We start from the raw sequence: 24,366 nt of genomic DNA, 5'->3' as shown, positions 1-24,366 counted from the left end.
CCGCAGTGCCGATGGCATGGCAGCAAGCAACAAGGAGCATGAGGTGACGCAAGACCAGTTTGGCAAGCCGGACCGGATGATTCCGGTGCGCAGCGCGTTCGGCATCGATTCCGGCCTGATGGTGCCGGCCTTCAGCCAGCGCGACGACCACGTGCCGGAGATCGATCCGGCCTACCGCTTCCAGCCCGAGGTGACGCTGGCAATCCTGTCCGGCTTCATGCGCGACCGGCGAGTGATGGTGCAGGGCCTGCACGGCAGCGGCAAGTCGACCCATATCGAGCAAGTCGCCGCGCGGCTGAACTGGCCTTGCGTGCGCGTCAACCTGGACGGGCATATCAGCCGGCTGGACCTGGTCGGCAAGGACGCCATCGTTATCCGCGACGGGCGCCAGGTCACCGAATTCCAGGAAGGCATCGTGCCGTGGGCGCTACAGCGCCCGGTGGCGCTGATCTTCGATGAATACGACGCAGGCCGGCCCGATGTGATGTTCGTGATCCAGCGCATCCTGGAGCGCGACGGCAAGTTCACGCTGCTGGACCAGAACCGCGTGATCCGCCCGCATCCGTCTTTCCGCTTGTTTGCGACCTCCAATACCGTCGGCCTGGGCAACGTCAACGGCCTCTACCACGGCACCCAGCTGCTCAACCACGCGCAGATCGACCGCTGGAACGTGGTCGCCACGCTGGACTACCTGCCGCATGAAGAGGAGGCCGGCATCGTGCTGGCGCGCGTGCCGGAGCTGGACCACGACGCCGGGCGCGCGCTGGTCGATGCGATGGTGGCGCTGGCCGGCCTCACGCGCCGCGGGTTTGCCGCCGGCGATGTGTCGGCGCTGATGTCGCCGCGTACGGTGATCAGCTGGGCCGAGAACTGCCAGATCTTCCGCGACCCCGCGCTCGCCTTCCGCCTGACCTTCCTGAACAAGTGCGACGAGGCCGAGCGGCCGGTGGTGGCCGAGTACTACCAGCGTTGCTTCGGCCACCTGCCGGGTGAGGCCGCCGGCGTGAGCGCCGAGTCGGAGCCCGCGCGATGAGTGCGGCCACGGTCGCGCAGCAGTTGCGCCGGCGCCAGTGGCAGGATGCGCTGTCCGGTGCCGCGGTGCGCGCGATCACCGGCGATGCGGCGCTGCATTTCCGCGACGGCCAGCTCTGGCGCGCGATGCGCCCGGTGCCGCAGCATGCGCCGCACTTGCGCACGGACCTGGAAACCGACACCGCCACCTGCCTGCGCGGCGCGGCCGATGGTGCCGCGCTGCGCCAGGCGCATTCCGACGCCGCGCTGCATCGGCAACTGTGCCCGGCCGATCCGGTCGAGCGCCTGGTCTTCGAACTGCTGGAGCAGCTGCGTTGCGAGACCCGCCTGCCGCGCGGCATGGCCGGCGTGGCGGCTAACCTGCGCCACCGCTTCATGGCGTGGTCGCGGGCCTTCCATCGCTCCGGGCTGACCGAGGGGCATCTCGGCATCCTGCTCTATACCGTGGCGCAGGTGTCGTGGTCGCGCCTGACGGGGGAGCCGGTGCTGGAAGAGACCGAAGACCTGATCGAGGCCACGCGCGCCGCCATCGTGCCGGTGCTCGGCACCTCGCTGGCCGGCCTGCGCGCGCAACGCCACGACCAGGCCGCCTACGCCGCGCACGCACTGGCGCTGGCGCGCGCGGTGGCGCAGATGATCCGTACCGAAGCCCCGCTTGCCGGCGAAGACGACGACAACTCAGCCTCGGCCGCGCGCGCCGGGTTTGCGCTGTGGCTGGATTTCGACGAACCGCCTGCGGAAGACTTTGCACTGGCCGACAGCGGCCACAGCCGCGTGCTGGCTGACGCCACCGACGGTTACCGCGTCTTCACCGCCCGCTACGACCGCGAAGTGCGCGCCGCCACGCTGGTGCGCCGCGCCTTGCTGGACGAGTACCGCACGCGGCTCGACGCACGCATCGCGCGCGCGGGCGTGAACGTCGCCCGGCTGGCGCGCCGGCTGCGCGCCGCGCTGTCGCAGCCGCGCGTGGACGGCTGGTCCTTCGGCGAGGAAAGCGGCCGCATCGACGGCCGCCGCCTGGCGCAACTGGTCAGCTCCCCCGCCGAGCGCCGGCTCTTCCGCCTGGAAGCGCACAAGGCCCATGCCGACTGCGTGGTCGCCTTCCTGATCGATTGTTCGGGCTCCATGAAGGCGCAGGCCGAGCCGCTTACGCTGCTGATCGACATGCTCACCCGCGCGCTCGACCAGGCCGGCGTGGCCACCGAGGTGCTCGGCTTCACCACCAACGCCTGGAACGGCGGCCGCGCCCGCGCCGACTGGCTCGCGCGCGGCCGCCCGCAGCACCCTGGCCGGCTCAACGAGACCTGCCATATGGTGTTCAAGGACGCGCAGCGCAGCTGGCGGCGCGCGCGCACCGACATCGCCGCGCTGCTCAAGGCCGACCTGTTCCGCGAAGGCGTGGACGGCGAGGCGGTGGAGTGGGCATGCGCGCGGCTGCACGCCACCGGCAAGGTGCGCCGCATCCTGGTGGTGGTGTCCGACGGCAGCCCCATGGATACCGCGACCGGGCAGGCCAACGACGCTTGCTACCTGGACAACCACCTGAAGGCCGTGGTGGCGCGGCACGAGGCGCTGCGGGATGTGGAAGTGCTGGGGCTGGGGGTGGGGCTGGATTTGAGCCCCTACTACCGGCACACGCTGGCGCTGGACCTGTCGCAGCCGGTGGATATGGCGATGCTGGATGAGGTGGCGGGGCTGGTGGGGGCGAGAAGACGCTGAGGGGCGGTGAGGGCGCGGACACGCATCAGTGTGCGCTGTCCGATATTTCGCGATGTACGCGTAACGTGTACATCGCACGGAACACGTACAGCGGCAGCCGCCGTTACATCACCCACCCCACCACCGCCGGCAGCATCAGGCTGACCCCGATCCCGATCAGCACGCCAAACGCAAGGCGTCGCGTCGTCATCGGCGAGAACGGCGGCGGGAAACGCCGCCCCAGCAGCGTGGCGATCACCACCACCGGCACGGCGATGGCGGCCTGCATGCACACGGCGGCATCGAGCTGCCCCTGCCAGGCCGAGAACAGCGTGCGCACGGTTGAGGTCACGGTAAAGACCAGGATCAGCGCGCAACGGATTTCAACCGGCTTCATCGGCTGCCGGTAGAACTGGAAAATCAGTGGCGGGCCAGAGACACCGAACATGCCGCTCAGCAGTCCGCCGAAGACCCCGCTCATGAAGAAGGTGCCATCACCGGAGCGTTGCGCCAGCGGCGCGGGCTTGAGTGCGGCGCTGAGGCCGCCATACAGGATCACGGCGCCCAGCAGCAGTTGCAGCAGGGTGGCTGCGCTGGAACTCAGGTACTCCAGCACCAGCACGCCGACCACTACCGACGGCAGGATGCCGATGGCTGCCGCGGCGACGGCGCGCCAGTCGATATGCTGCAGCTTGCCTGGCAGCGCGCAGGCGCTGTTGGCCAGCGTGACCAGGCTCACCACCGCGGCCACGGTGGCCACGGGCGCCAGCCCCAGTCCGCTGGTGACGCCCATCACGATCATGCCAAGGCCAAAGCCGGTCACCGTCTGGAAATAGGTGCCGGCACCGAGCAGGGCCTGCAGGCCCAGCAGCGGCAACAACAGTTCTGCTTTCATGCCGCCGCCTGCTCGCCCTTGCCGGCCTGTTCCGCGGTGGCTTGCGCCTGGACCACGGTGACGGCGATGACGTGGAACACATCGTCCGCGCTGCAGCCGCGCGAGAGGTCGTTGGCGGGCTTGTTCAGCCCCTGCAGCATCGGCCCGATGGCCTTGGCGCCACCGACCCGCTCGGCCAGCTTGTAGCCGATATTGCCGGCTTCCAGGCTGGGGAACACCAGCACGTTGGCGTGGCCGTTCACCTGCGAATGCGCGACCTTGCGCGCGGCGATCTCGGCGACGATGGCGGCGTCGAGCTGCACGTCGCCATCGATGGCCAGGCCCGGGCGTTGCGCGCGCACGCGCTCGGTGGCTGCCACCACCTTGTCCACCGCCGCATGGCTGGCGCTGCCGCTGGTCGAGAACGACAGCATGGCCACGCGCGGCTCTTCCATCAGCAAGGTGCGTGCGCTGTCGGCCGCGGCCATGGCGATATCGGCAAGCGCATCGGCATCCGGATCCACCACCAGCCCGCAGTCGGAGAAGATCAGCCCGCCCTTGAGCGTGTGGAAAGGCTCGCACAGCATCATCAGGAAGAAGCTCGACACCAGCCGGAAGCCGGGTGCCAGCCCGATCAGCTGGATCGCGTTGCGCACCACGTCGGCGGTGGTGTGGTCGGCGCCCGCCACCGAACCGTCGGCGTGTCCGAGCCGCACCATCAGGTTGGCGAAGCACAGCGGATCGAGCACCGCGCGCTTGGCTTCATCGAGCGTCATGCCCTTCTTCTGGCGCAGCGCAAAGAGTTGCTGCGCGAACGAGGGCGTGAGCGCCGAGGTCGATGGATCGACCAGCGTCATGCCGTCCAGCCCGATGCCGTGGATGGCCGCGGCGGCGTTGATCTGGCGCGTGTTGCCGACCAGCACGATGCGCGCGATGCCTTCCTGCGTCGCGCGCTGCGCGGCCTGCAGGATGCGCGGGTCTTCGGCCTCGCACAGCACGATGCGGCGAGGCGCGGCGCGGGCGCGGTCGATGATGCGGAGGATGGCTTTCATGGTCGGATGGTTTCAGAAACGGAAAAAAGGGCCGGAGCCCTTGTCATGCTTGCGGTTTGCTCCCCTCTCCCGCTTGCGGGAGAGGGGCAGGGGGTGAGGGCAGGCGGTGGCATGCCACCAGGCGGAACTTCGTGGAGATCCCCGCCCTCACCCCAACCCTCTCCCGCAAGCGGGAGAGGGAGCAAACCGATTGCAAGCGGGGCGCCTGTACAGGCTCAGACTCAGACGTAGTCCTTGTACTTGTCCAGGTAACGCACCGGCTTGGCCAGCGCATCGCGGCGGAACGGGTCGCCCAGTTCACGCGTGCACATGATCTCGATGATCGTGGTCTTGCCATGATTCATCTGCAGGTCGATGGCGCGCTTCAGGGCCGGGCCGACATCTTCCAGCCGATCCACCACGATGCCTTCCGCACCCATCGCCTTGGCGATTTCGGCAAAGCTCTGGTTGTCCAGCTCGCCTGCGACAAAGCGGCGGTTGTAGAAGTCCACCTGGTTCTTCTTCTCCGCGCCCCACTGGCGGTTGTGGAACACCACCGCGGTCACCGGGATGTTGTGGCGCACGCAGGTCATGGTTTCCATCAGGCTCATGCCCCAGGCGCCGTCACCGGCGTACGACACGGCCGGGCGGTGCGGTGCCGCGACCTTGGCGCCGATGATGGTCGGGAAGGCGTAGCCGCAGTTGCCCCAGCTCATCGCCGCGAAGAAGCTGCGCGGCTTCTCGAAGCGCAGGTAGCTGTTGGCCACCGAGTTGATGTTGCCGATGTCGGTGGACACCATCACGTCTTCCGGCATGGCCTTTTCCAGCTCGCGCAGCACCTGGCGCGGATGCAGGTAGTGGCCGCCGGTGGGCGTGCGCTCCTGCTTCTGCTCTTCGATCATGTCCAGGCTGTACGGGTCGCGCTCATGGGTCCAGTCGTCCAGCTCCTTCTCCCACGCGGCCTTTTCGTTGGCGATTTCGGTGGCGCGGGCCTCGCGGCTGGCATCGCAGGCCAGCGTGCGGCCGGCCAGGCGCTGGCTCAGCGCGACCGCGGCGGCCTTGGCGTCGCCGCAGATGCCGACCGAGATCTTCTTCACCAGGCCCAGCATCTTGTGGTCGGCGTCGATCTGGATGATCTTGGCGTTCTTGGGCCAGTAGTCCATGCCGTGCTGCGGCAGCGTGCCGAACGGCCCCAGGCGCGAGCCCAGCGCGATCACCACGTCGGCGCGCGAGATCAGCTTCATCGCCGCCTTCGAACCCTGGTAGCCCAGCGGGCCGCACCACAGCGGGTGGCTGGCCGGGAACGAGTCGTTGTGCAGGTAGCTGTTGACCACCGGCGCGCCCAGGCGCTCGGCCAGGGCCTTGCACTCTTCGATCGCATCGGCCATCACCACGCCGCCGCCCGAGATGATCACCGGGAACTTGGCGTTGGCCAGCAGCTCGGCCGCATCGTTCAGGCTCTGCTCGCCGCCGGGGCCGCGGTCGAGGCGGCGCGGCTGCGGGATCTCGACGTTGACCTTGCCGTAGAAGTGGTCACGCGGGATGTTCAGCTGGGTCGGGCCCATTTCCGCGGTGGCGCGGTCGAAGCAGCGGGCGGTGAACTCGGCCATGCGGGCCGGGTTGGTGACGTGGCCCTGGTACTTGGTGAACTCCTGGAACATCGGCAACTGGTTGGCTTCCTGGAAGCCGCCCAGGCCGATGCCCATGGTGCCGGCCTCGGGCGTGACGATCACCACCGGGCTGTGGGCCCAGTAGGCAGCGGCGATCGAGGTCACGCAGTTGGAGATGCCGGGGCCGTTCTGGCCGATCACCACACCGTGGCGGCCCGACACGCGGGCGTAGCCGTCGGCCATGTGGCCGGCGCCTTGTTCGTGCACCACCGGGATCAGGCGGATGCCCGCCGGCGCGAAGATGTCCATCGCATCCATGAAGGCCGAGCCCATGATGCCGAACATGTCGGTCACGCCGTTGGCGGCCAGCGTTTCAACGAAGGCTTCCGACGGGGTCATGGTCTGCGGGCCGGCCGGGACCTGGCTCTCCTTCGCGGCGGCCGAGCCACCGGAAACGGCGGGATTCGAGGTGGTATCGAGGTCGCGCATGGCGTTGTCTCCTGATGAGGGTCTTATAAAGTGGAACAGGACGTTCCGGAAAATTGCTTGTTGGGGGAAATGTAGGCGGAAGACTTCGGCTGGTCAATAGGAAGTTTTGGTTTACGGAATGAAATTGATGAAAAATTGAGACAAGATGCGGTTTTGAGTGCCTTGTACGGCATTTATAGGGGTCGGTTGGCCGTTCCAGAGCGGCGACGGAAGGTGCGCCGCGGGCGAGGGCTCACCTGCGGTGGAGGAAACAAGGGGGAGGAGGGGCAGGCGTGCGGCACTCGGATGGCTGCGTGCCGGCCTGGGGGGCGGTTCAGTGAATGAAACCGCCCTTGACGAAGCGCACCGGCTCGGCGTCCATGCGCAGGAGCAGCGCAGTCAGCCCGTCAGCCGCGGGTGACGGCGCGCGCTGTGCGCCGGCGTCCGGTCCCGAGACGCAGACCAGGTCTGCGTCGGACCATTGCCGCCCCGGCGTGCCGCGGGCGCGCAGCCAGCCGCCGCGGTCGGCCAGCAGCTGGGTGCCGGCCAGGCGCGAAGGCGATTGCCCGGCGATTGCCGCCACGGCCTGCCAGGCATGTGAGGAAACCGCGGTGCAGCCGGCACGGAAGCGCGGCACCTGCGCCGGCGGTTGCCCGTCGGGGGTGACCAGCACGGTCAGGAAGCGGGGATCCTCGAACGGCAACGATGCCGTCCCGTCCACCGCCACCAGCCGCACGCGCTGGTCGCCGCGCCATTGCGACAGCGCCAGCGGCGCGGCATTGGCGCAGCGGATTGCCATCTCCGGCAGCCGCAACGGCACCGGCCAGTTGCCCTCGGCACCACCGCCGGCCGACAGCGCTTTCATGTAGTCGATCACAGCCCAGGCCTCGCCGAGGCCGAGCACATTGCCGAAGGCGGGCATGGTGGGCTGGCCGTGACGGTCGCGCATGCCGGCCAGCACATGCCAGAACAGTTCGCCATCGGCGCGGCGTGCCAGCAGCGGGCTGACCAGCGTGGGCGGCCACTGCGCCAGGCTGGCGGCCAGCGGGCCTTCTCCGCGCCCGTCCGCGCCGTGGCAGCTGGCGCAATGCTGCGCATAGACCCGGGCGCCGAGCGCGATGGCATCGACGGAGAAGCGGGTAGGGCTGGCGTGGAAGCTGGTCGGCGCGGCTGGCACCAACAGCAGCGCTGCGCCGGGCCAGGGAGCCGCCACCAGGGCGAGCGCACCGGCGGCAAGCAATATGCCGCGCTGGCGTCGCCATGCCAGCGCGGCGGTAATGGCCAGCACGGCAAAGACAAGCGCGCACAGGCTCAGGCCGACCTGGCGCGCGAGGCCCAGGTCGATCAGCAGGGTTTCGCCCGCCACGCGCCGTGCCCACGGCCAGGCTGGCTGGCCGTGGCTGTCGCCGGTCAGGCCAAGGGCATGCCATAGCGACAACAGGGCCAGCTGGCATTTCTCGATCAGAACCAGCAATGCATTGAGCCATGCCTGCGGCGGCGAGCCGTTCATCTGGCGGCCCGCGAGGCGGAGCGCAACGCCATTACCAGCTCGCGTCCAGCCCCAGGTGGCGCAGCGCTTCGTGCCGCAGCCCGGTCAGCCGCGGATCGCCGCGATGGCGCGGGTAGGGCAGGTCGACCCGGATCTCTGCCGTGATGTGTGCCGGACGCTGGCTGAAGATGATCACGCGCTGCGCCAGGAACAGCGCTTCCTCCACGTCGTGCGTGACCAGCAGCGCCGAGAAGCGCGAACGCTGCCACAGTTCGACCAGGTCGCTCTGCATCGCCAGCCGCGTCAGCGAATCCAGCTTGCCCAGCGGCTCGTCCAGCACCAGCAGGCGCGGATCGTTGACCAGCGCGCGCGCCAGCGCCACGCGCTGCGCCATGCCGCCGGAGAGCTGGTGCGGGAAGGCGCGGGCAAAGGTTTCCAGCCCGACGCGCCGCAGCGCGTCATCCACGCGCGGGCGCTGGCTTGCCAGCACGCCGCGCGCCTGCAGGCCCAGCGCGACGTTGTCCCATACGCGCCGCCACGGGTACAGCGTGGGGTCCTGGAACACCACGATGCGCGACGGGTCAGGCTCGGTGATCGAGGTGCCGTCTTGCAGGATCTCGCCGGAGGAGGGCTGGTCCAGCCCTGCCACCAGCCGCAGCAGCGTGGACTTGCCGCAACCGCTGGGCCCCAGCAGCGCGACGAACTCGCCCGGTGCGACGCTCAGGTCGACGTCGTCCAGCACCTGCAGCCGGTCGCCGCCGCTGCCGAACCAGTGGCTGACCTGATGGATGTCGATGCGGGCACCGGTCCGGGCTTCCGCGGTGTCGTCTGCCGCCGCGTTAACTCCCCTCTCCCGCGTGCGGGAGAGGGGAGCCTTCTTCACGTGCGTGTAGGGTCTAGATGCTTTCAACCGCTCAACAACACTCACCATTTCACCGTCCCCTTCTGCCACGACAGCACCCGGTCACGCGTCACGAACAGCAGCGTGATCACGCCCGAGAACAGCAGCGCCATCACGATCAGCGCCGCATACATATTGACGTACGAAGCCCAGCCCTGCGCCCATGTCAGGTACCAGCCCAGGCCCGACTTCACGCCCATCATCTCCGCCGTCACCAGCACCGAGAACGAAGCGCCCAGCCCCATGAACAGGCCGACGAATACCTGCGGCAGCGCCGCCGGGATCGCCACGCGCAGCACCAGGAACCAGCCCGAGGCGCCCATGGTGCGCGCCACGTCGTAGTAGCTCTTGTTGACGCCGGCCACGCCTGACCAGGTCAGCACCGCCACCGGGAAGGCGGTGGCCAGCGCGATCAGGAACACCGCGGCGGAATAGCTCGACGGGAAGAAGTAGAAGGTCAGCGGCAGCAGCGCGGTCGACGGCAGCGGGCCCAGCACGCGCAGCACCGGATGCACCCAGTAGCCGATGCGGCGCGACCAGCCGATCGACACCCCCACCAGGAAGCCGGCCAGTCCGCCATAGGCCACGCCCAGCCCGAGCAGCCTGAGCGTGTTCAGCACGCTGTCGCCGAGGCGCCGCCAGTCGTCGGCATAGACCTCGATCAGCGCCTGTGGCGGCGCGAAGAAGGGCGTGGGCAGGATGGCGGTCTTGGCGGTCAGGATTTCCCACGCGGCCAGGGCCACGGGCAGCGCCACCAGCCACGGGCCGGCGGCGCGCAGCGCGGCCAGCACGCGTTGCGCCGCCCGGACCCGCTGGCCGGCCAGCGCAACCAGTGCCAGCAACGCGGCGCCTGCCAGCGCCGCCATCCCCAGTTCCGCCGTATAGGCCCAGTCGCTGAAGCCCACCGCCTGGTTGGGCCACAGCCACGTCAGCGCGCCGAACGCGGCCCACGCCAGCGCGGCGAGGATGCCGGCGGCCCAGACCGGGCCGGACGCGCGCGCGCTTGCGTCGGCATGCGGCACGGGGGCCGCGGCTGGCTTGCGCGCCAGCCCGGCGTCGAATGCAGGTTGGCTTGTCGTCATGGCATCACCCCAGCACATTGGCGTAGACGTGCTGCGCCAGGCGTTTGGCATCGGTGGTCTTCTTCAGCACGCCGATGCGGCGGAAATCATCGGCGTAGAAGGCGATCTCGTCGCGCAGGTCGACGCCGGTCGGGTGGTGGGTATAGGTCAGCGTGGCGTAGAGCTTGCGCAGGTCTTCCGGGTTGATCTTGGGCGAGTACTTGGCAAAGACCCTGGCGGCCTCGTTGGGGTTCTCGTTGACATAGTCGGTGGCCTGCACGATGGCGCGCGCCAGCGACGTGGCCGCGGGGCGGTCGTTGCGCACCAGCTCGCCGCGGGCGCCGACCACGCAGCAGACCTTGCGCGCGTACTCGCCGGTGAGGTTGGTGGCCAGTTCCACGTAGGCGCCGTTGGTGCGCTTTTCCAGCAGGTAGAGGTTGGGGTCGCCGTCGGCGATCGCCTGGATCTCGCCCTTGTCCACCGCCACGCCCAGCAGGTCGGCCGGGTACTGGCGCCAGGTGATGTCCTTGTCCGGGTCGATACCGTTCTTGGCCAGCAGGATGGTGAAGAAGTGTTTGCCCGGTGCGGCCAGGTCGCTGACGCCAACGGTCTTTCCCTTCAGCTGCTGCAGGCTGGTGACCCCCGCCGCTTTCGATCCCACCAGCCGCACGCAGCCGCCGTGCGAGCTGCCGATGATCTTGACGTCGAAGCCGGCTTCCAGCGGCTTGAGCCAGCGGTGGATCATGCCGACCGCGGCATCGGCCTTGCCGGTGGCGATCGATTCCAGCAACTGGTCGGTCGAGCCGCTGTAGTTGATCAGGTCGACCTGCAGGCCGTTCTTCTCGAAGAAGCCCTTCTCCTGCGCCACCACGATCGGCGTCAGGCAGAAAGAGTTCTGGTTCCACGCGAAGGTCAGCTTGCGCGGCGCCGACCAGGCCTGTCGGCCCAGGATCAGCGACGGCGCGGCAATGGCCGCGGCGCCGGCCAGCCGCAGCATGCTGCGCCGGCGCGGGTCGGCGTGATTGTTGTTGTCCTGGCTCATGGTGAGACTCCCCGTCTTCGTTGTGTGGTGTGGTGAGGCCATCAGGCGGCCTTGCGCTCCGGCCGCTGCGCGGCGTCGTGCTGCGCCACCAGCTCGCGCACGCGCGGGATCAGCTCACGGCCATAGTCGATGGCGTCTTCCAGCGGATCGAAGCCGCGGATCAGGAAGGTGGTGACACCCAGTTCGTAGTACGCCAGCAGGGCCTGCGCCACCTGCTCCGGGGTGCCGACCAGGCCGGTGGAGTTGGAGCGCCCGCCGGTCTCGCGCGCGATCGCGGTCCACAGGCGCTGGTCGACCCGCTCGCCTTGGTCGGCCGCAGCGAGCAGGCGCCGTGCGCCTTCGCTCTGCTGCGGGCCGCCGCGGCTGTAGCCGGCCTGCACGCGCAGGCCGCGGGTGCGCTCCAGGATGCTGTCGGCGCGGGCCCAGGCTTTTTCTTCGGTCTCGGCCAGCACCGGGCGGAACGACACCGAGAAGCGCACCGTGCGGCCATGCTGCGCGGCTTCGGCACGCACGCGGCCGGTCAGCTCGCGCACCTGCTCGAGCGACTCGCCCCACAGCGCGTAGACGTCGGCATGCTTGCCGGCCACTGCCAGCGCCGCTTCCGAGGCGCCGCCGAAATAGATCGGCACATGCGGCTGCTGCGCGGGCTTGACCTCCGAGAAGCCCTGCGTAAAGCGGTAGAACCGGCCTTCGTGGTCGAACGGCGCGGCTTCGGTCCAGATGCGGCGCAGGATGTGCAGGTACTCGTCGGTGCGCGCATAGCGCTGGTCATGGTCGAGGAAGTCGCCGTCGCGCTGCTGCTCGCTGTCCGAGCCGCCCGAGATGAAGTGCACCCCGAGGCGGCCGCCGCTGAACTGGTCGAGCGTGGCAATCTGGCGCGCGGCCAGCGTCGGCGCGGTAAAGCCGGGGCGGTGCGCCAGCATGAAGTGGATGCGCTCGGTCACGCTGGCCGCGTAGGCGATGGTCAGCGTGGCCGACGGGCCGGTGGAATGGTGCGGCACCAGGATGCGGTCGAAGCCGGCCTGCTCATGGGCCTGGGCAAAGGCGCGCACATAGTCGCGATCGATCACCGGGCCTGATGGCGGATGGATCTCGGACTGCTTCTGGCTCTGGATCATGCCGATGAAATCGACGCTCATGCGCGTTCTCCTGGTTTCGGTGAGGGCGGCAGCGTGACCGCCCGGATGGTGTTGGGCTGAGGCAGAAAGTACGACAGGCGCGCGCGCTCACTAACGAATAAAAACGACGGTCCATATTCAATAAGCGTCGTTTTCGTAATGCGGTGCTGGCGCTACGCTAGGCGGCATTCGGTGCGAGCCTCGTGCAGGCTGCGCGCCGCATCGTGATCCTTCCCGGAGTCTTCTCCCATGTCTTTAACGTCTACCTTGCGCAGGCTGCCCAGCAGCGAAGCGCGCCTTGGCGAGGTGCTGGCCGGGCTGTCCGCGCGCTTTGCCGCCAGTGCCGGCGCGCACGATGCCGCTGCCAGCTTTCCGCACGACAACTTTGCGCAGCTGCATGCCAGTGGCCTGGTTGCGCAGGTGGTGCCGCACGCGCAGGGCGGCGGCGGGGCAGGCCTGGCGCAGGCGCGCCGCATCGTGGCGGCGGTGGCGGGCGGCGATGCCGCAACCGCGCTGGTGCTGACCATGACCTACCTGCAGCACCGCGCGATCACCCGCGCCGATTCGCACTGGCCACAGACCGTGCGCGACCAGGTCTTTGCCAGTGCGGTGCAGGACGGTGCGCTGATCAACGCGCTGCGGGTGGAACCGGAACTGGGATCGCCGGCACGCGGCGGCCTGCCGGCCACGGTGGCCACGCGCGTGGCCGACGGCTGGCGCATCAGCGGGCGCAAGCTGTACAGCACCGGCATCCCGGCGCTGCGCTGGCTGGCGGTCTGGGCGCGCACCGATGAGGCGCAGCCGCGCGTGGGCGTGTTCCTGGTGCCCGGACCGGCGGCCGGCATCGCGGGCGTGCGCATCGTCGAGAACTGGAACCACCTTGGCCTGCGCGCTTCCGGCAGCCATGAGACCGTGCTCGACAACGTCTGGATCCCGCCTGACCACGCGGTCGATATCCGCCCGCCGTCAGCATGGGCGCCGGCCGGCGCCAGCCAGGCCGACATCGACGCCAACGCCGACCAGCAGGCCTGGATGACCGTGTTGCTGGGCAGCCTCTATGACGCGGTGGCGCACGCGGCCGCTGTTTGGATTGGCGATTTCGTGCGCGAGCGTGCGCCCGGCAGCCTGGGGGCGCCGCTGGCCACGCTGCCGCGCGTGCAGGAAGCCATCGGCGAGATCGCCGCGTTGCTGCGGGCCAATCAGGTATTGCTGGACGATGCCGCCGTGCGCACCGACGCGGGCGAGCCGCCCGCGCCGGCCGACAGCGGGCTGCTCAAGTACACCGTGACCGGCAATGCCATCCGCGCGGTGGAACTGGCACTGCAGCTCTCCGGCAACCACGGGCTGAGCCGCAACAACCCGCTCGAGCGCCACTACCGCGACGTGCTGTGCAGCCGCATCCATACGCCGCAGAACGATTCCATCCTGGTCGCCGCCGGGCGGGCGCAGCTTGGCCTGTAAGCGCGGGCCTGCCTGGCCGTGCTATGTTTGCAGCAGCACCGCCCCGCAGAGGGCCGCGGCGCAGGCGCCCGCCGCGCCGGCAAACCAGAACGAGACACTCCGGAGTCATTCCCATGGGCAGCACCCCCACCCCCGACACGCTCGCGCCGCTGCGCGACTTCATCACCGGCCTGGCCGCGCTGCTGGACCAGCAGCCGGACGAGCCCCGCATCCTGCGCGAAGGCGGCGCGCTGCTGGCAAGGCTGGTTGCGCGCGACGACTGGCTGCCCAATGCCTGGGCCCAGCCGCATCCCGAGTACTACCAGCAGCACCTGCTGCATTGCGATTCCGCCGAACGCTTCTCGGTCGTCAGCTTTGTCTGGGGACCGGGCCAGCGCACGCCCATCCACGACCACACCGTATGGGGCCTGATCGGCATGCTGCGCGGCGCGGAAGACTCGCAGCCGTTCGTGCTCGACGCCGGCGGCCGGCCTGTGCCGCATGGCGACGCCGTGCGCTTGCTGCCCGGGCAGGTCGAGGCCGTGTCGCCCACGGTAGGCGATATCCACCGTGTCAACAACGTGCATGACGACCGCGTCTCGGTCAGCATCCACGTGTACGGCGCCAATATCGGCGCGGTGCGGCGCTCGGTCTATACCGAGGACGGCACCCGCAAGCCTTTCATCTCCGGCTATTCCAACCAGACCCTGCCTAACCTGTGGGACCGTTCCCGCGAAGTTGCCCAGTCATGATCACGATTACTGCTACGCAAGCCGCACCGGCATTTCCGACGTATTCGCCCGAAGCTGTGCGCAAGGCCCTGCGCAACGGCGACGAGATCGCGCTGATCGACGTGCGCGAGGAAGACCCGTTCGCGCAGGAACATCCGCTGTGGGCCGCCAATTTTCCGCTGTCGAAGCTAGAGATCGACGCCTGGGCACGCATCCCCCGCCGCGACACGCTGATCGTCGTCTACGGCGAATACGCCGGCACCGACCTGGCGCCGCGCGCCGCGGCCGTGCTGCGCGAGCTGGGCTATACGCGCGTGCATCTGCTGGAAGGCGGCCTGCGCGCCTGGATCGACGGCGGCGGCGAGGTGTTCCGCGACGTCAACGTGCCGAGCAAGTCGTTCGGCGAGGTGGTTGAGGCAAAGCGCCACACGCCGTCGCTGGCGGCCGAGGAGGTGCAGGCATTGATCGACACCAAGGCCGATGTGGTGGTCGTCGATGCGCGCCGCTTCGACGAGTACCAGACCATGAGCATTCCCACCGCGACCAGCGTGCCGGGCGCCGAACTGGTGCTGCGCGTGCGCGAGCTGGCGCCCGATCCGCGCACGCGTGTGATCGTCAACTGCGCCGGGCGCACGCGCAGCATCATCGGCACGCAGTCGCTGGTCAACGCGAGGATTCCCAACCCGGTGGCGGCGCTGCGCAACGGCACCATCGGCTGGACCCTGGCCGGCCAGCGACTGGACCACGGTGCCAGCCGCCGCGCGCCCGCCGCGGTCAGCGACGCCAACCGCGACAGTGCCCGCCGCGGCGCGCGCGAGATCGCCGACCGGGCCGGCGTGCGCCGCATTGCGCTGGCCCAGATCGAAGCGCTGCAGCCGCCTGGCCGCACCGTGTACCGCTTCGACGTGCGCACGCCCGAGGAATTTGCGGACAGCCACCTGCCGGGCTTTGTCAACGCGCCCGGTGGCCAGCTGGTGCAGGAGACCGACCATTCCGCTCCGGTGCGCGGCGCGCGCATCGTGCTGGCGGATGATGACGACGTGCGCGCCAGCATGACCGGCTCATGGCTGGCGCAGATGGGCTGGGACGTCTGGGTGGTGGAACCGGTGGCGGCGGCAGAGCGCAGCGAAACTGGCGCGGTCAGCGCACCGGTGCCGGCGTCAGCGCCGGTATCGACCGTCACTGCAGCCGAACTGGCTACATGGATTGACGCAGGCGATGGCAGCACCGCTGTCCTCGACTTCACCACCAGCGCCAACTACGTCAAGCGCCATATTCCCGGCGCCTACTTCGTCATTCGCGCGCAGCTGGCGGACACGCTGCCACGCATCCCGCAGGCCAGGCGCTACGTGCTCACCTGCGGATCGAGCCTGCTGGCGCGCTTTGCCGCTGCCGACCTGCAGCGCCTGACGGATGCGGAAGTGTTCGTGCTGGAAGGCGGCACCCAGGCATGGATCGCCGCGGGACTGCCGCTGGAAAGCGGGGAAACGCGCCTGGCCTCGGAACGCACTGACCGCTACCGCCGGCCGTATGAAGGCACCGACAACCCGCGCGAGGCGATGCAGGGCTACCTGGACTGGGAGTTCGGCCTGATCGCGCAACTGGAGCGCGACGGGACGCATGGGTTCAGGGTGGTGTAGGGCCGCTGCATGATATGCACTGACGCTGCATATCATGCAGCGAGGCTGGCGACGGGCGAGACCGAAAGGCCTAAAGGCGGAGCAGCAGACGCATGGCCTCTTCCACCTTGCGCAGGTGATTGGGCGCCAGCGTGGCTACCGGCCGGCCGCCCATGAACCGGCGATTGGACACCGCTCGGACCTGGTCGATCAACAGGTCCGTCTCACAGGCTAGGCCAGGCAGCCTGCCCAGCGCGACCCGCAACGGGAAGCAATCCTCGCGCTCGATTTGTGATGTGCCCGGCACGATGATCGTAGTCGGATGGCCGGCGTCATTGAGCAAATCCGTCTGGATGATCAGTGCCGGCCGGTTGCGCTTGGCCGGCTCTTCCCGATGCGTCTGGGGATTGAGGTCGACCTCCCAGATCTGCCCGCGCTTCAGCTCAGTCAAGCCCGTCTCCAGCCGATGCGTCCATGTCTTCGCTGGCGGCCAGGTGCTTTGCCGAGAGCTTGCGGGAAAGCATGGCGATACGGGAGGCCATTTCCCGCTCGTTCTTCTCGCGCACGGCATCGCGGATGTAGTCGGAAGTTTTTTGTCCCGATGCCTTTGCCAGCGCGCGAGTCTGGTCGGCCAGTTCTTCGCCGGCGCGGAAGGACAAGGTCGTTCCTTGCATGAATGGCTCCGTACTTGGCTGATACGGAAGTATAGCGCTCATTTGTCTCTCATTTTTGTATTACAAAACCACCAACAGATGGATGCTCAGGCCGGCTTACAGGGTTTGGAAGCATTGACCAGCGCGTAGCTGGGAAGCGGATCGGGCAGAAGTTGGAGGAGTCTGAAAGCCCTTGCAGGCGCCCGATCTCTCTACAGCAAGGGAACGAACGTAACGATTCCCTGTCAATCGTAATCGTTACGTTACAATGCTGTCCTGCAGCATCCCACCGGCCAGCTCCGACAGCGGGCCCGGCGGTGATGCCGTCAATGCCCCCGATCCAATGCGCCTGTTGTTCCTCCTGCTGACTGCCATGTGCTTGTCGCTGCTCTCCTTCGGAGCAGTGGCGGACGCGCGCGCCGCGTCGCAGGCGCAGGTCAGCGTTGACCTGGTGGACCTGGCGGCGGCACAGCCTGTCGACGACCTGGGCCGGATCATCGTGCCCGGTGACGACGGCTTGCATGACGACGATATCTGCGACGACCCGCCCCCCGGGTATTGCAATATCTGGTCGGCGGACCTGCTCGATCCCCTCGACCTGCTCGACGAGATCGAGGAATCCAGCGCCCTGATTGCATTGCCGCCAGTGAAGCTGCTGCTGCCCTCCGGCGACGTCGCCCAGCATCCGCCTGGCCGCGCCGAGCCGCCGCCTTCGGCCTTCTTCCGGCCACCCATTTCCCGCGCCTGAGCGTTTCCTGCGCCCGCACCGCACGCGCTGCAGCATGCCGCTGCCGTGCCGCGGGCCGCGCCCCCCTTGCCTGATATCGCCAGCCTGCCTGCTGCCTGACCGCGCGGGCAAGCCGCTGCCGTTGTGCGTCCTGCCGTGATCGCGTCCAAGTGACCGCTCGCCCCGGGGCGGGCGGCAGCATGGCGACAGGCAGCCGTATTGCTTGCTTTCCCGACTCATGACAACAACCAAGCTGACCCTGATCGCGTCGCTTTCGCTGATCGCGCTCGCCGCTGCCCCGGCCCATGCCGGCGCACAAGGCGGGGTGTCCCCGAAGCCAACGGACGCGGCCGGTGCCGCGCCAGCCGCCTCCGCGCCCCTGACCAAACCTGCTGCCGCACCCATGCCGGGCTCCGCCATCCTGGCGGCCGCGGCGGTGCCGAAGCCCGCATCCGCCGCAGCGGCCGGCGCCCAGGCGGGACCCGCCTACTCGCTGCCCCAACTGCTCGACCTGGCCCAGTCCACCAACAAGGGCGTGGCCGCCGCCGAGGCCGGTGTCGATGCCGCCAGCGCGGCCATCAGCAGCGCACGTGCCTATCCCAACCCGCAGGTGGAAGTGATGTACGGCCGCTTGTCCGGCAAGCAGCCGGGCGTGACCAGCGGCAATGCGCCCAGCTACGCCGTGGTGCAGAAGCTGGACTACCCGCACCAGCGCAGCCTGCGCGAGGCCATGGCCACCCGCGGGCTGGAGTCGTCGCAGGCCATGCGGCAAGGCTTCCGGGCCGACCTGGCCGCGCGCGTGAAGACTGCCTACTACGACGTGCTGCGCCGCGAGAGCGAGCTGCATGCCGCCGAGGAAGACCTGGCGATGATGCGCCAGATCCATTCGCGGGCGCGCCTGCGCGTGGAGGTGGGCGAGGCGCCGCGCTATGAACTGATCAAGGCCGAGACCGAACTGCTGGCCTCGCAGAAGAGCCAGCAGACCGCCGGGCTGCGCGTCAACCAGGCCAAGGCCGCGCTGCGCCAGCAGGTGGGCGGTGCCATGCCGGGCCAGTTTGCGCTGGCCGGCACCCTGGGCCAGGCGCCCGACGTGCCGCCGCTGCCGGTGCTGCGCGACACCATGACCGCCAGCAATGCCGAGCTGGTCCAGCGCCGCATGGAGCTGGAGCGCGCGCAGCTGGGCGTGAACTACCAGAAGTCGCTGCGCTGGCCCGAGGTGGCGGTGCGCGCCAGCACCGACCGCCAGCCTGACAACAACGTCTCGCAGATCGGCCTGGTCCTGACCATCCCGCTGTGGGACCGCCGCAGCGGCCCGGTGGGCGAGGCCACGGCGCAGGCCACGCAGGCGCGCAGCGCCCTGGAAGCGCGCGAGTTCGAGCTGACGCAGGAGCTGGAAGCCGCCTACCGCCAGTACGAGATCAACCAGGCCCAGGTGACGGCGCTCGAGTCCGGCATCGTGCGCGAGGCCGAGTCGGCGCTGGGCGTGGCCGAGTCCGCCTACCGCTTCGGCGAGCGCGGCATCCTGGACTACCTCGATGCCCAGCGCGTGCTGCGCGGCGCGCGCAATGACCTGATTGCCGCCCAGTACGACCTGCAGGTGGCCGCCATCCAGATCGAAAAGCTTATGTCGACCGCCCCGGGCGCTACCGCAGCGCCGGGCCTGCAGCCGACCTCCACCATCGAACAGAAATAACCATGCGCCCCAATTTCCTGCTTTCTCTGACGGCCGCTGCCGTCCTGACGTTCAGCCTGGCGGCCTGCTCCGACAAACCTGAACCCGTCGCCGAAGCGCCCAAGCTGCCGCCGGGCGTGATCCAGCCCGAGGGCAACCTGCAGAAGGGGCTGAAGGTGGCGCCGGTGGCCACCTCCCCGTTCAGCGAGATGCTGCGCGTGGCCGGCCGCATCGACTTCGACGAGCAACGCGTGGCCCGCATCGGCGCCAGCGTGACCGGCCGCGTGACCGATCTCTATGCCACCCTGGGCCAGGAAGTGAAGGCCGGCCAGGTGCTGGCGCGCCTGCACAGCAGCGAGCTGGGCACGGCGCAGATGGCCTTCCTGAAGAGCGAGGCCCAGACTGAGCTGCAGGGGCGCAACGCCGAGCGCGCGCGCCAGCTGTTTGCCGCCGACGTGATCGGCCGCGGCGAGCTGCAGCGCCGCGAGAGCGAACTGGCGATCGCCTCGGCCGAGATGCGCGCCTACCGCGACCAGCTGCGCGTGCTGGGCATGTCGCAGGCATCGATTGCCGAGCTGGCCAGGAGCGGCAGCATCAACTCGCATTCGCCGGTGTTTTCCAGCATCAGCGGCACCGTGGTCGAGCGCAACGTGGCGCAAGGACAGGTGGTGCAGCCGGCCGATGCGCTCTATACCGTGGCCGACCTGTCGCGCGTGTGGGTGGTGGCCGAGGTGCCCGAGCAGCAGGCCGCCCAGGTGGCCGAAGGGCAGAGCGTCGACATCGAGGTGCCTTCGCTTGGCAACGGCGCGGGCAGCAAGAGCATCACCGGCAAGCTGATCTACGTCGGCCGCACGGTCAACCCGCAGTCGCGCACGGTGCTGGTCCGCACCGAGCTGGAGAACCGCGAAGGCCGCCTCAAGCCTGCCATGCTGGCCAGCATGCTGATCGCCGGCAAGCCGGTCGACCAGCTGGTGATCCCGGCCGCCTCGGTGGTTCGCGACGGCAACGACGAGCTGGTCTATGTCGAGATGCCGGGCAGCAAGTACCGCCTCACCAAGGTCAAGCTGGGCGCCGAGAGCGACGGCATGCGCGTGGTGCAGAACGGTGTGAAGGCCGGCGACCGCATCGTGGTCGATGGTGCCTTCCATCTCGACAACGAGCGCAAGCGCCTCGAGCAAGGGTAATCGGCCATGATGAAATCCCTAGTCGAAGCCGCCATCAAGCAGCGGCTGGTGGTGTGCGTGATAGCCGTGGTGCTGTTCTTCTTCGGCCTGCGCGCTGCCACCAGGCTGTCGGTGGATGCTTTCCCCGATGTCACCAACGTGCAGGTGCAGATCGCGACCGAAGCCGCGGGCCGCTCGCCCGAGGAAGTCGAGCGCTTTGTCACCGTGCCGGTGGAAATGGCCATGACCGGCCTGCCCGGCCTGGAAGAAATGCGCTCGCTGAACAAGGCGGGCCTGTCGCTGATCACGCTGGTGTTTACCGACGCCACTGACGTGTACTTTGCCCGCCAGCTGGTGATGGAGCGCCTGATCGAAGTGGGCGGGCGCATGCCGGAAGGCGTGTCGCCGGTGCTGGGCCCGGTTTCCACCGGCCTGGGCGAGGTCTACCAGTACACGCTGGACCGTGCCGACGACGGCAACCGCGAACTGACGCAGGAAGAGCTGGCCGAGCGCCGCATCGCCCAGGACTGGGTGGTGCGCCCGCTGCTGCGCTCGATTCCGGGCGTGGCCGAGATCAACTCGCAGGGCGGCTACGTGCGCCAGTACCAGGCGCTGGTCAACCCGGAACGCATGCGCCACTACCAGATCTCGACCCAGCAGGTGTATGAGGCGCTGGCGCGCAACAACGCCAACTCCGGCGGCGGCGTGCTGCCGCATTATGCCGAGCAGTACCTGATCCGCGGCGTGGGCCTGGCCCGCGGCGTGGATGACCTGGGCAGCATCGTGCTCAAGGAGATCAACGGCACGCCGGTGTACCTGCGCGACGTGGCCAACGTCACCATCGGGCATGAGGTGCGGCAGGGCGCGCTGGTCAAGAACGGCCAGACCGAGGCGGTCGGCGGCATCGTCATGATGATGCGCGGCGGCAATGCCAAGGAGGTGGTCAGCCGCGTGAAGGCGCGCGTGGCCGAGATCAACGAGCGCGGCATGTTGCCGGGCAAGCTGCAGATCGTGCCGTACTACGACCGCAGCGAACTGGTCGACTCCGCACTGTGGACCGTGACCAAGGTGCTGCTGGAAGGCGTGGTGCTGGTGGTGATCGTGCTGTTCCTGTTCCTGGGCGACGTGCGCTCGTCGGTGATCGTGCTGGCCACGCTGGTCTTGACGCCCTTGCTGACCTTCATGGTGATGAACGAGGTGGGGCTGTCGGCCAACCTGATGTCGCTGGGGGGGCTGGCCATCGCCATCGGCCTGATGGTGGACGGCTCGGTGGTGGTGGTCGAGAACGCGTTCGAGCGGCTCGGCCACAAGGAGCCGGGCCTCACCAAGACCGAGATCCTGGTCAAGGCCGTGCAGGAAGTGGCCACGCCGGTGATCGTTGGCGTGGGCATCATCATCCTGGTGTTCCTGCCGCTGATGACGCTGTCGGGCATGGAGGGCAAGATGTTCGCGCCGCTGGCGTTCACCATCTCGATCGCGCTGGCGATCTCGCTGTTCCTGTCGCTGACGCTGTCGCCGGTGCTGTCGTCGTACCTGCTCAAGGGCGGCGCCGAGCACGACACGCATGTGATCGCCTTCATGAAGCGCCACTACCTGCGCCTGCTGCACTGGGCGCTGGGCAACAGCCGCAAGACGGTGATCTGCGCGGTGGCGGCCTTCGTTGCCACGGTGGCGATCGTGCCGCTGCTGGGCACCTCGTTCATTCCGGAGATGAAGGAAGGCTCGATCGTGCCCGCGATCGACCGCGTGCCCAACATCTCGCTGGAAGAGTCGATCAAGCTGGAGAAGGAAGCCAACAAGCTGGTGCTGAGCGTGCCGGGCGTGAAGTCGGTGGTGTCCGGCGTGGGCCGCGGCGAAAGTCCGGCCGACCCGCAGGGCCAGAACGAGTCGACCCCGATCGCCAGCCTGAAGGACCGCGGCGAGTGGCCCGACGGCTGGACCCAGGACGATATCGCCAACGCCATCCGCGAAAAGCTCAAGGCCATTCCCGGCGTGCAGATCGTGATGGCGCAGCCGATCTCGGACCGAGTCGACGAAATGGTCAGCGGCGTGCGTTCGGACGTGGCGGTGAAGGTGTTCGGCGACGACCTGGACAAGCTGCGCGAGCTGGCGGGCGAGATTTCGCGCGTGGCCGGCGGCATCCAGGGCTCGCAGGACATCCGCATCGAGCGCGTGTCGGGGCAGCAGTACCTGTCGATCGAGATCGACCGCCAGGCGATTGCGCGCTACGGGCTGAACGTGTCCGATATCCATGACGTGATCGAGATCGCCATCGGCGGCAAGCGTGCCACGGACATCTTCGAAGGCGAGCGCCGCTTTGCCGCGGCGGTGCGCCTGCCGGAGGAGTTCCGCAACAACGAGCAGGCCATCCGCCAGCTGCTGGTGTCCACCCCCAACGGCACCCAGGTGCCGCTGCAGAGCGTGGCCAGGATCGAGGTCAACGACGGTCCGGCCCAGATCAGCCGCGAAATGGCCAAGCGCCGCGTGGTGGTGATGATCAACGTGAAGGACCGCGACCTCGGCGGCTTCGTGGCCGAGCTGCAGCAGGCCACCGACGCCAAGGTGAAGCTGCCCGAAGGCTACTACCTGGAGTGGGGCGGCCAGTTCCAGAACATGGAACGCGCCATGGGCCACCTGAAGATCATCGTGCCGGTGACCATCGCCGCGATCTTCTTCCTGCTGTTCCTGCTGTTCAACTCGCTGCGCTTTGCCACGCTGATCATTACGGTGCTGCCGTTTGCCTCCATCGGCGGCATCATCGGGCTGTTCGTCACCGGCGAATACCTGTCGGTGCCGGCCTCGGTGGGCTTTATCGCGCTGTGGGGCATGGCGGTGCTGAACGGGGTGGTGCTGGTGTCGTATATCCGCACGCTGCGCGACTCGGGTTTGTCGCTCGATGAAGCGGTGGTGCAGGGCGCGACCCAGCGTTTCCGCCCGGTGATGATGACCGCGACCATTGCGATGCTGGGCCTGGTGCCGTTCCTGTTCTCGACGGGGCCGGGCTCGGAGGTGCAGCGTCCGCTGGCGGTGGTGGTGATCGGCGGGCTGATTACGTCGACGCTGCTGACGCTGGTGATGGTGCCTACGTTGTATCGCTGGTTTGATGATCGCAGGTCGGATCCGACCAGGGATGTGCCGGTGTAAGGCGGCATCGTCTCGCGTCCCGCTGGTTTGCTCCCTCTCCCACTTGCGGGAGAGGGAGTACCCAATCGGTAGTCTGAGCGCCGCGTGCTTACTGGTATCTTCAAGACAATCGCCCCATGCTTGGCATGGGGCGTTTCTTTTGGTTCATCGCCGATTGGCGGGGGCTAGCGTTTTGTGGGATTGGGGTGTGGTTTTCGGGCTTCGGCACTGCGGTTGGGTGTCGTGCTTGACTAGCGTGGCTGTTTCGCCGGCGTAGCCGGCGAGTCACTTTTTGGCCGAGCGCCAAAAAGTAACCAAAAAGCGCGTCGCCTAAGCGGCTGGCTATAAATTTGCCGCTTCTGGTCATATGAGCGGCGCTGGTTTCCTTTAAGCGTGGGTGGCCGTTCGACCCGGCTACGCCCCCTGTCTGGTGCCTGCGTCCACGGACTATTGGACGAACCCGACTTTAGGTTGTTGGCAGCCTGCTAATCACGGCGTCGGTCGGACGCCTTCGGCTGCGCTGCGCGCAGACCCTAAGCAGAACGACCGGCCACGTCCTAACAGCGTTGGGTTCGGCATCACCGGCTACAACGCGGTGCGAGCGCAGCGATGCACTCCGTGCCAGTGCCTCCGACCTGAGATGATGCGTGCGCGCAGCGCAGCCGAAGGCGTCCCACCGATAACCGGGTTAGCAGGCTGCCAATCCCCTAAAGTCGGGTTCGTCCAATAGTCCGTCGACGCAGGCACCAGACAGGGAGCGTAGCTGGCTCGAACCACCACACAAATCGGCGGAAATCACCGCCGCCCGAACCACCAACGCCGAGCACTTTATAGCTAGCCGCTTGTATGTTCAAACCAGACCAGTGCGGTAAAGTCTGAGCGTCGTTTAGACGGCCAGACCGGCCCGTGTAGTT

19 protein-coding genes are annotated in these 24,366 nt (G+C 68.3%); 9 read left to right on the top strand and 10 right to left on the bottom strand.

What is annotated here, in order from left to right; genetic code table 11:
- The first annotated feature begins 16 nt into the window (after window positions 1-16).
- Window positions 17-1,033: an AAA family ATPase gene (locus AC3WLF_RS29260; protein WP_492317413.1), complete on the top strand. Its 1,017-nt coding sequence runs from the start codon at window positions 17-19 to the stop codon at window positions 1,031-1,033.
- Window positions 1,030-2,751 (top strand): cobaltochelatase CobT-related protein, encoded by a 1,722-nt coding sequence (locus tag AC3WLF_RS29255; protein WP_492359199.1) that lies wholly within the window; start codon window positions 1,030-1,032, stop codon window positions 2,749-2,751. Before AC3WLF_RS29260 ends, AC3WLF_RS29255 begins: the two co-directional genes overlap by 4 nt.
- A gap of 103 nt (window positions 2,752-2,854) precedes the next feature.
- On the opposite strand, the gene AC3WLF_RS29250 is transcribed toward AC3WLF_RS29255, so the two are convergent.
- The 8 genes from AC3WLF_RS29250 to AC3WLF_RS29215 form a co-directional block, all read right to left on the bottom strand.
- A complete protein-coding gene (locus AC3WLF_RS29250) occupies window positions 2,855-3,625 on the bottom strand; it encodes a TSUP family transporter (RefSeq protein WP_492317415.1) in 771 nt (256 codons plus the stop codon).
- Entirely contained in the window at window positions 3,622-4,656 is a 1,035-nt protein-coding gene (pta, locus tag AC3WLF_RS29245; protein ID WP_492317416.1) for a phosphate acetyltransferase, read from the bottom strand. Before pta ends, AC3WLF_RS29250 begins: the two co-directional genes overlap by 4 nt.
- Window positions 4,657-4,877: 221 nt before the next feature.
- Window positions 4,878-6,644 (bottom strand): sulfoacetaldehyde acetyltransferase, encoded by a 1,767-nt coding sequence (xsc, locus tag AC3WLF_RS29240; RefSeq protein ID WP_492317442.1) that lies wholly within the window; start codon window positions 6,642-6,644, stop codon window positions 4,878-4,880.
- Between the two features lie 403 nt (window positions 6,645-7,047).
- On the bottom strand, window positions 7,048-8,223 hold the full coding sequence (locus AC3WLF_RS29235) for a c-type cytochrome (RefSeq protein WP_492359198.1): 1,176 nt from the start codon (window positions 8,221-8,223) through the stop codon (window positions 7,048-7,050).
- A gap of 31 nt (window positions 8,224-8,254) precedes the next feature.
- Window positions 8,255-9,133 carry an ABC transporter ATP-binding protein gene (locus AC3WLF_RS29230; RefSeq protein ID WP_492351391.1) on the bottom strand — a complete coding sequence of 293 codons (879 nt, stop codon included), beginning with the start codon at window positions 9,131-9,133 and terminating at the stop codon, window positions 8,255-8,257.
- Window positions 9,127-10,185, bottom strand: a complete 1,059-nt coding sequence (locus tag AC3WLF_RS29225) for an ABC transporter permease (protein ID WP_492359197.1) — start codon at window positions 10,183-10,185, stop codon at window positions 9,127-9,129. The genes AC3WLF_RS29230 and AC3WLF_RS29225 overlap by 7 nt, the downstream gene beginning before the upstream one ends.
- Window positions 10,186-10,189: 4 nt before the next feature.
- The gene (locus tag AC3WLF_RS29220) at window positions 10,190-11,206 is read right to left on the bottom strand and encodes an ABC transporter substrate-binding protein (protein ID WP_492317420.1); all 1,017 of its coding nucleotides are present in this window, start codon (window positions 11,204-11,206) and stop codon (window positions 10,190-10,192) included.
- Window positions 11,207-11,247: 41 nt separating this feature from the next.
- On the bottom strand, window positions 11,248-12,345 hold the full coding sequence (locus tag AC3WLF_RS29215) for an LLM class flavin-dependent oxidoreductase (protein WP_492317421.1): 1,098 nt from the start codon (window positions 12,343-12,345) through the stop codon (window positions 11,248-11,250).
- A 228-nt stretch (window positions 12,346-12,573) separates the two neighbouring features.
- On the opposite strand from AC3WLF_RS29215, the gene AC3WLF_RS29210 reads away from it, so the two are divergent.
- The 3 genes from AC3WLF_RS29210 (at window position 12,574) to AC3WLF_RS29200 (ending at window position 16,135) form a co-directional block, all read left to right on the top strand.
- Window positions 12,574-13,785 carry an acyl-CoA dehydrogenase family protein gene (locus AC3WLF_RS29210; protein WP_492317422.1) on the top strand — a complete coding sequence of 404 codons (1,212 nt, stop codon included), beginning with the start codon at window positions 12,574-12,576 and terminating at the stop codon, window positions 13,783-13,785.
- Between the two features lie 113 nt (window positions 13,786-13,898).
- Entirely contained in the window at window positions 13,899-14,516 is a 618-nt protein-coding gene (locus AC3WLF_RS29205; protein ID WP_492317423.1) for a cysteine dioxygenase family protein, read from the top strand.
- Entirely contained in the window at window positions 14,513-16,135 is a 1,623-nt protein-coding gene (locus tag AC3WLF_RS29200; protein ID WP_492357075.1) for a rhodanese-related sulfurtransferase, read from the top strand. The genes AC3WLF_RS29205 and AC3WLF_RS29200 overlap by 4 nt, the downstream gene beginning before the upstream one ends.
- A 70-nt stretch (window positions 16,136-16,205) precedes the next feature.
- Here the strand turns inward: AC3WLF_RS29200 and AC3WLF_RS29195 are convergent, their stop codons facing one another.
- Both AC3WLF_RS29195 and AC3WLF_RS29190 read right to left on the bottom strand, forming a co-directional pair.
- Window positions 16,206-16,565, bottom strand: a complete 360-nt coding sequence (locus AC3WLF_RS29195; protein WP_492317425.1) for a type II toxin-antitoxin system PemK/MazF family toxin — start codon at window positions 16,563-16,565, stop codon at window positions 16,206-16,208.
- The gene (locus tag AC3WLF_RS29190) at window positions 16,558-16,773 is read right to left on the bottom strand and encodes an antitoxin of toxin-antitoxin stability system (protein ID WP_492340416.1); all 216 of its coding nucleotides are present in this window, start codon (window positions 16,771-16,773) and stop codon (window positions 16,558-16,560) included. Before AC3WLF_RS29190 ends, AC3WLF_RS29195 begins: the two co-directional genes overlap by 8 nt.
- Before the next feature lie 337 nt (window positions 16,774-17,110).
- On the opposite strand from AC3WLF_RS29190, the gene AC3WLF_RS29185 reads away from it, so the two are divergent.
- The 4 genes from AC3WLF_RS29185 to AC3WLF_RS29170 all read left to right on the top strand — a co-directional run bounded on the left by AC3WLF_RS29185 (window position 17,111) and on the right by AC3WLF_RS29170 (window position 23,473).
- Window positions 17,111-17,515: a cobalt-zinc-cadmium resistance protein gene (locus AC3WLF_RS29185; protein WP_492317427.1), complete on the top strand. Its 405-nt coding sequence runs from the start codon at window positions 17,111-17,113 to the stop codon at window positions 17,513-17,515.
- Between the two features lie 217 nt (window positions 17,516-17,732).
- Window positions 17,733-19,187, top strand: coding sequence for a TolC family protein (locus tag AC3WLF_RS29180; protein ID WP_492317428.1), 1,455 nt, complete (start codon window positions 17,733-17,735; stop codon window positions 19,185-19,187).
- Between the two features lie 2 nt (window positions 19,188-19,189).
- On the top strand, window positions 19,190-20,350 hold the full coding sequence (locus AC3WLF_RS29175) for an efflux RND transporter periplasmic adaptor subunit (RefSeq protein ID WP_492317429.1): 1,161 nt from the start codon (window positions 19,190-19,192) through the stop codon (window positions 20,348-20,350).
- Window positions 20,351-20,356: 6 nt separating this feature from the next.
- Entirely contained in the window at window positions 20,357-23,473 is a 3,117-nt protein-coding gene (locus tag AC3WLF_RS29170) for an efflux RND transporter permease subunit (protein WP_492359196.1), read from the top strand.
- Window positions 23,474-24,366: the final 893 nt, after the last annotated feature.

The organism is Cupriavidus sp. FW306-01-F10A (assembly GCF_058782785.1).
This window is presented reverse-complemented; position numbering and strand designations above follow the sequence as displayed.

Coding starts and splice junctions, on each gene's coding strand:
- pta (WP_492317416.1), bottom strand. CDS start 4,656: ATGAAAGCCATCCTCCGCATCATCGACCGCGCCCGCGCCGCGCCTCGC.
- AC3WLF_RS29180 (WP_492317428.1), top strand. CDS start 17,733: ATGACAACAACCAAGCTGACCCTGATCGCGTCGCTTTCGCTGATCGCG.
- AC3WLF_RS29230 (WP_492351391.1), bottom strand. CDS start 9,133: ATGGTGAGTGTTGTTGAGCGGTTGAAAGCATCTAGACCCTACACGCAC.
- AC3WLF_RS29255 (WP_492359199.1), top strand. CDS start 1,030: ATGAGTGCGGCCACGGTCGCGCAGCAGTTGCGCCGGCGCCAGTGGCAG.
- AC3WLF_RS29175 (WP_492317429.1), top strand. CDS start 19,190: ATGCGCCCCAATTTCCTGCTTTCTCTGACGGCCGCTGCCGTCCTGACG.
- AC3WLF_RS29225 (WP_492359197.1), bottom strand. CDS start 10,185: ATGACGACAAGCCAACCTGCATTCGACGCCGGGCTGGCGCGCAAGCCA.
- AC3WLF_RS29235 (WP_492359198.1), bottom strand. CDS start 8,223: ATGAACGGCTCGCCGCCGCAGGCATGGCTCAATGCATTGCTGGTTCTG.
- xsc (WP_492317442.1), bottom strand. CDS start 6,644: ATGACCCCGTCGGAAGCCTTCGTTGAAACGCTGGCCGCCAACGGCGTG.
- AC3WLF_RS29250 (WP_492317415.1), bottom strand. CDS start 3,625: ATGAAAGCAGAACTGTTGTTGCCGCTGCTGGGCCTGCAGGCCCTGCTC.
- AC3WLF_RS29220 (WP_492317420.1), bottom strand. CDS start 11,206: ATGAGCCAGGACAACAACAATCACGCCGACCCGCGCCGGCGCAGCATG.
- AC3WLF_RS29200 (WP_492357075.1), top strand. CDS start 14,513: ATGATCACGATTACTGCTACGCAAGCCGCACCGGCATTTCCGACGTAT.
- AC3WLF_RS29215 (WP_492317421.1), bottom strand. CDS start 12,345: ATGAGCGTCGATTTCATCGGCATGATCCAGAGCCAGAAGCAGTCCGAG.
- AC3WLF_RS29210 (WP_492317422.1), top strand. CDS start 12,574: ATGTCTTTAACGTCTACCTTGCGCAGGCTGCCCAGCAGCGAAGCGCGC.
- AC3WLF_RS29260 (WP_492317413.1), top strand. CDS start 17: ATGGCAGCAAGCAACAAGGAGCATGAGGTGACGCAAGACCAGTTTGGC.
- AC3WLF_RS29170 (WP_492359196.1), top strand. CDS start 20,357: ATGATGAAATCCCTAGTCGAAGCCGCCATCAAGCAGCGGCTGGTGGTG.
- AC3WLF_RS29205 (WP_492317423.1), top strand. CDS start 13,899: ATGGGCAGCACCCCCACCCCCGACACGCTCGCGCCGCTGCGCGACTTC.
- AC3WLF_RS29185 (WP_492317427.1), top strand. CDS start 17,111: ATGCGCCTGTTGTTCCTCCTGCTGACTGCCATGTGCTTGTCGCTGCTC.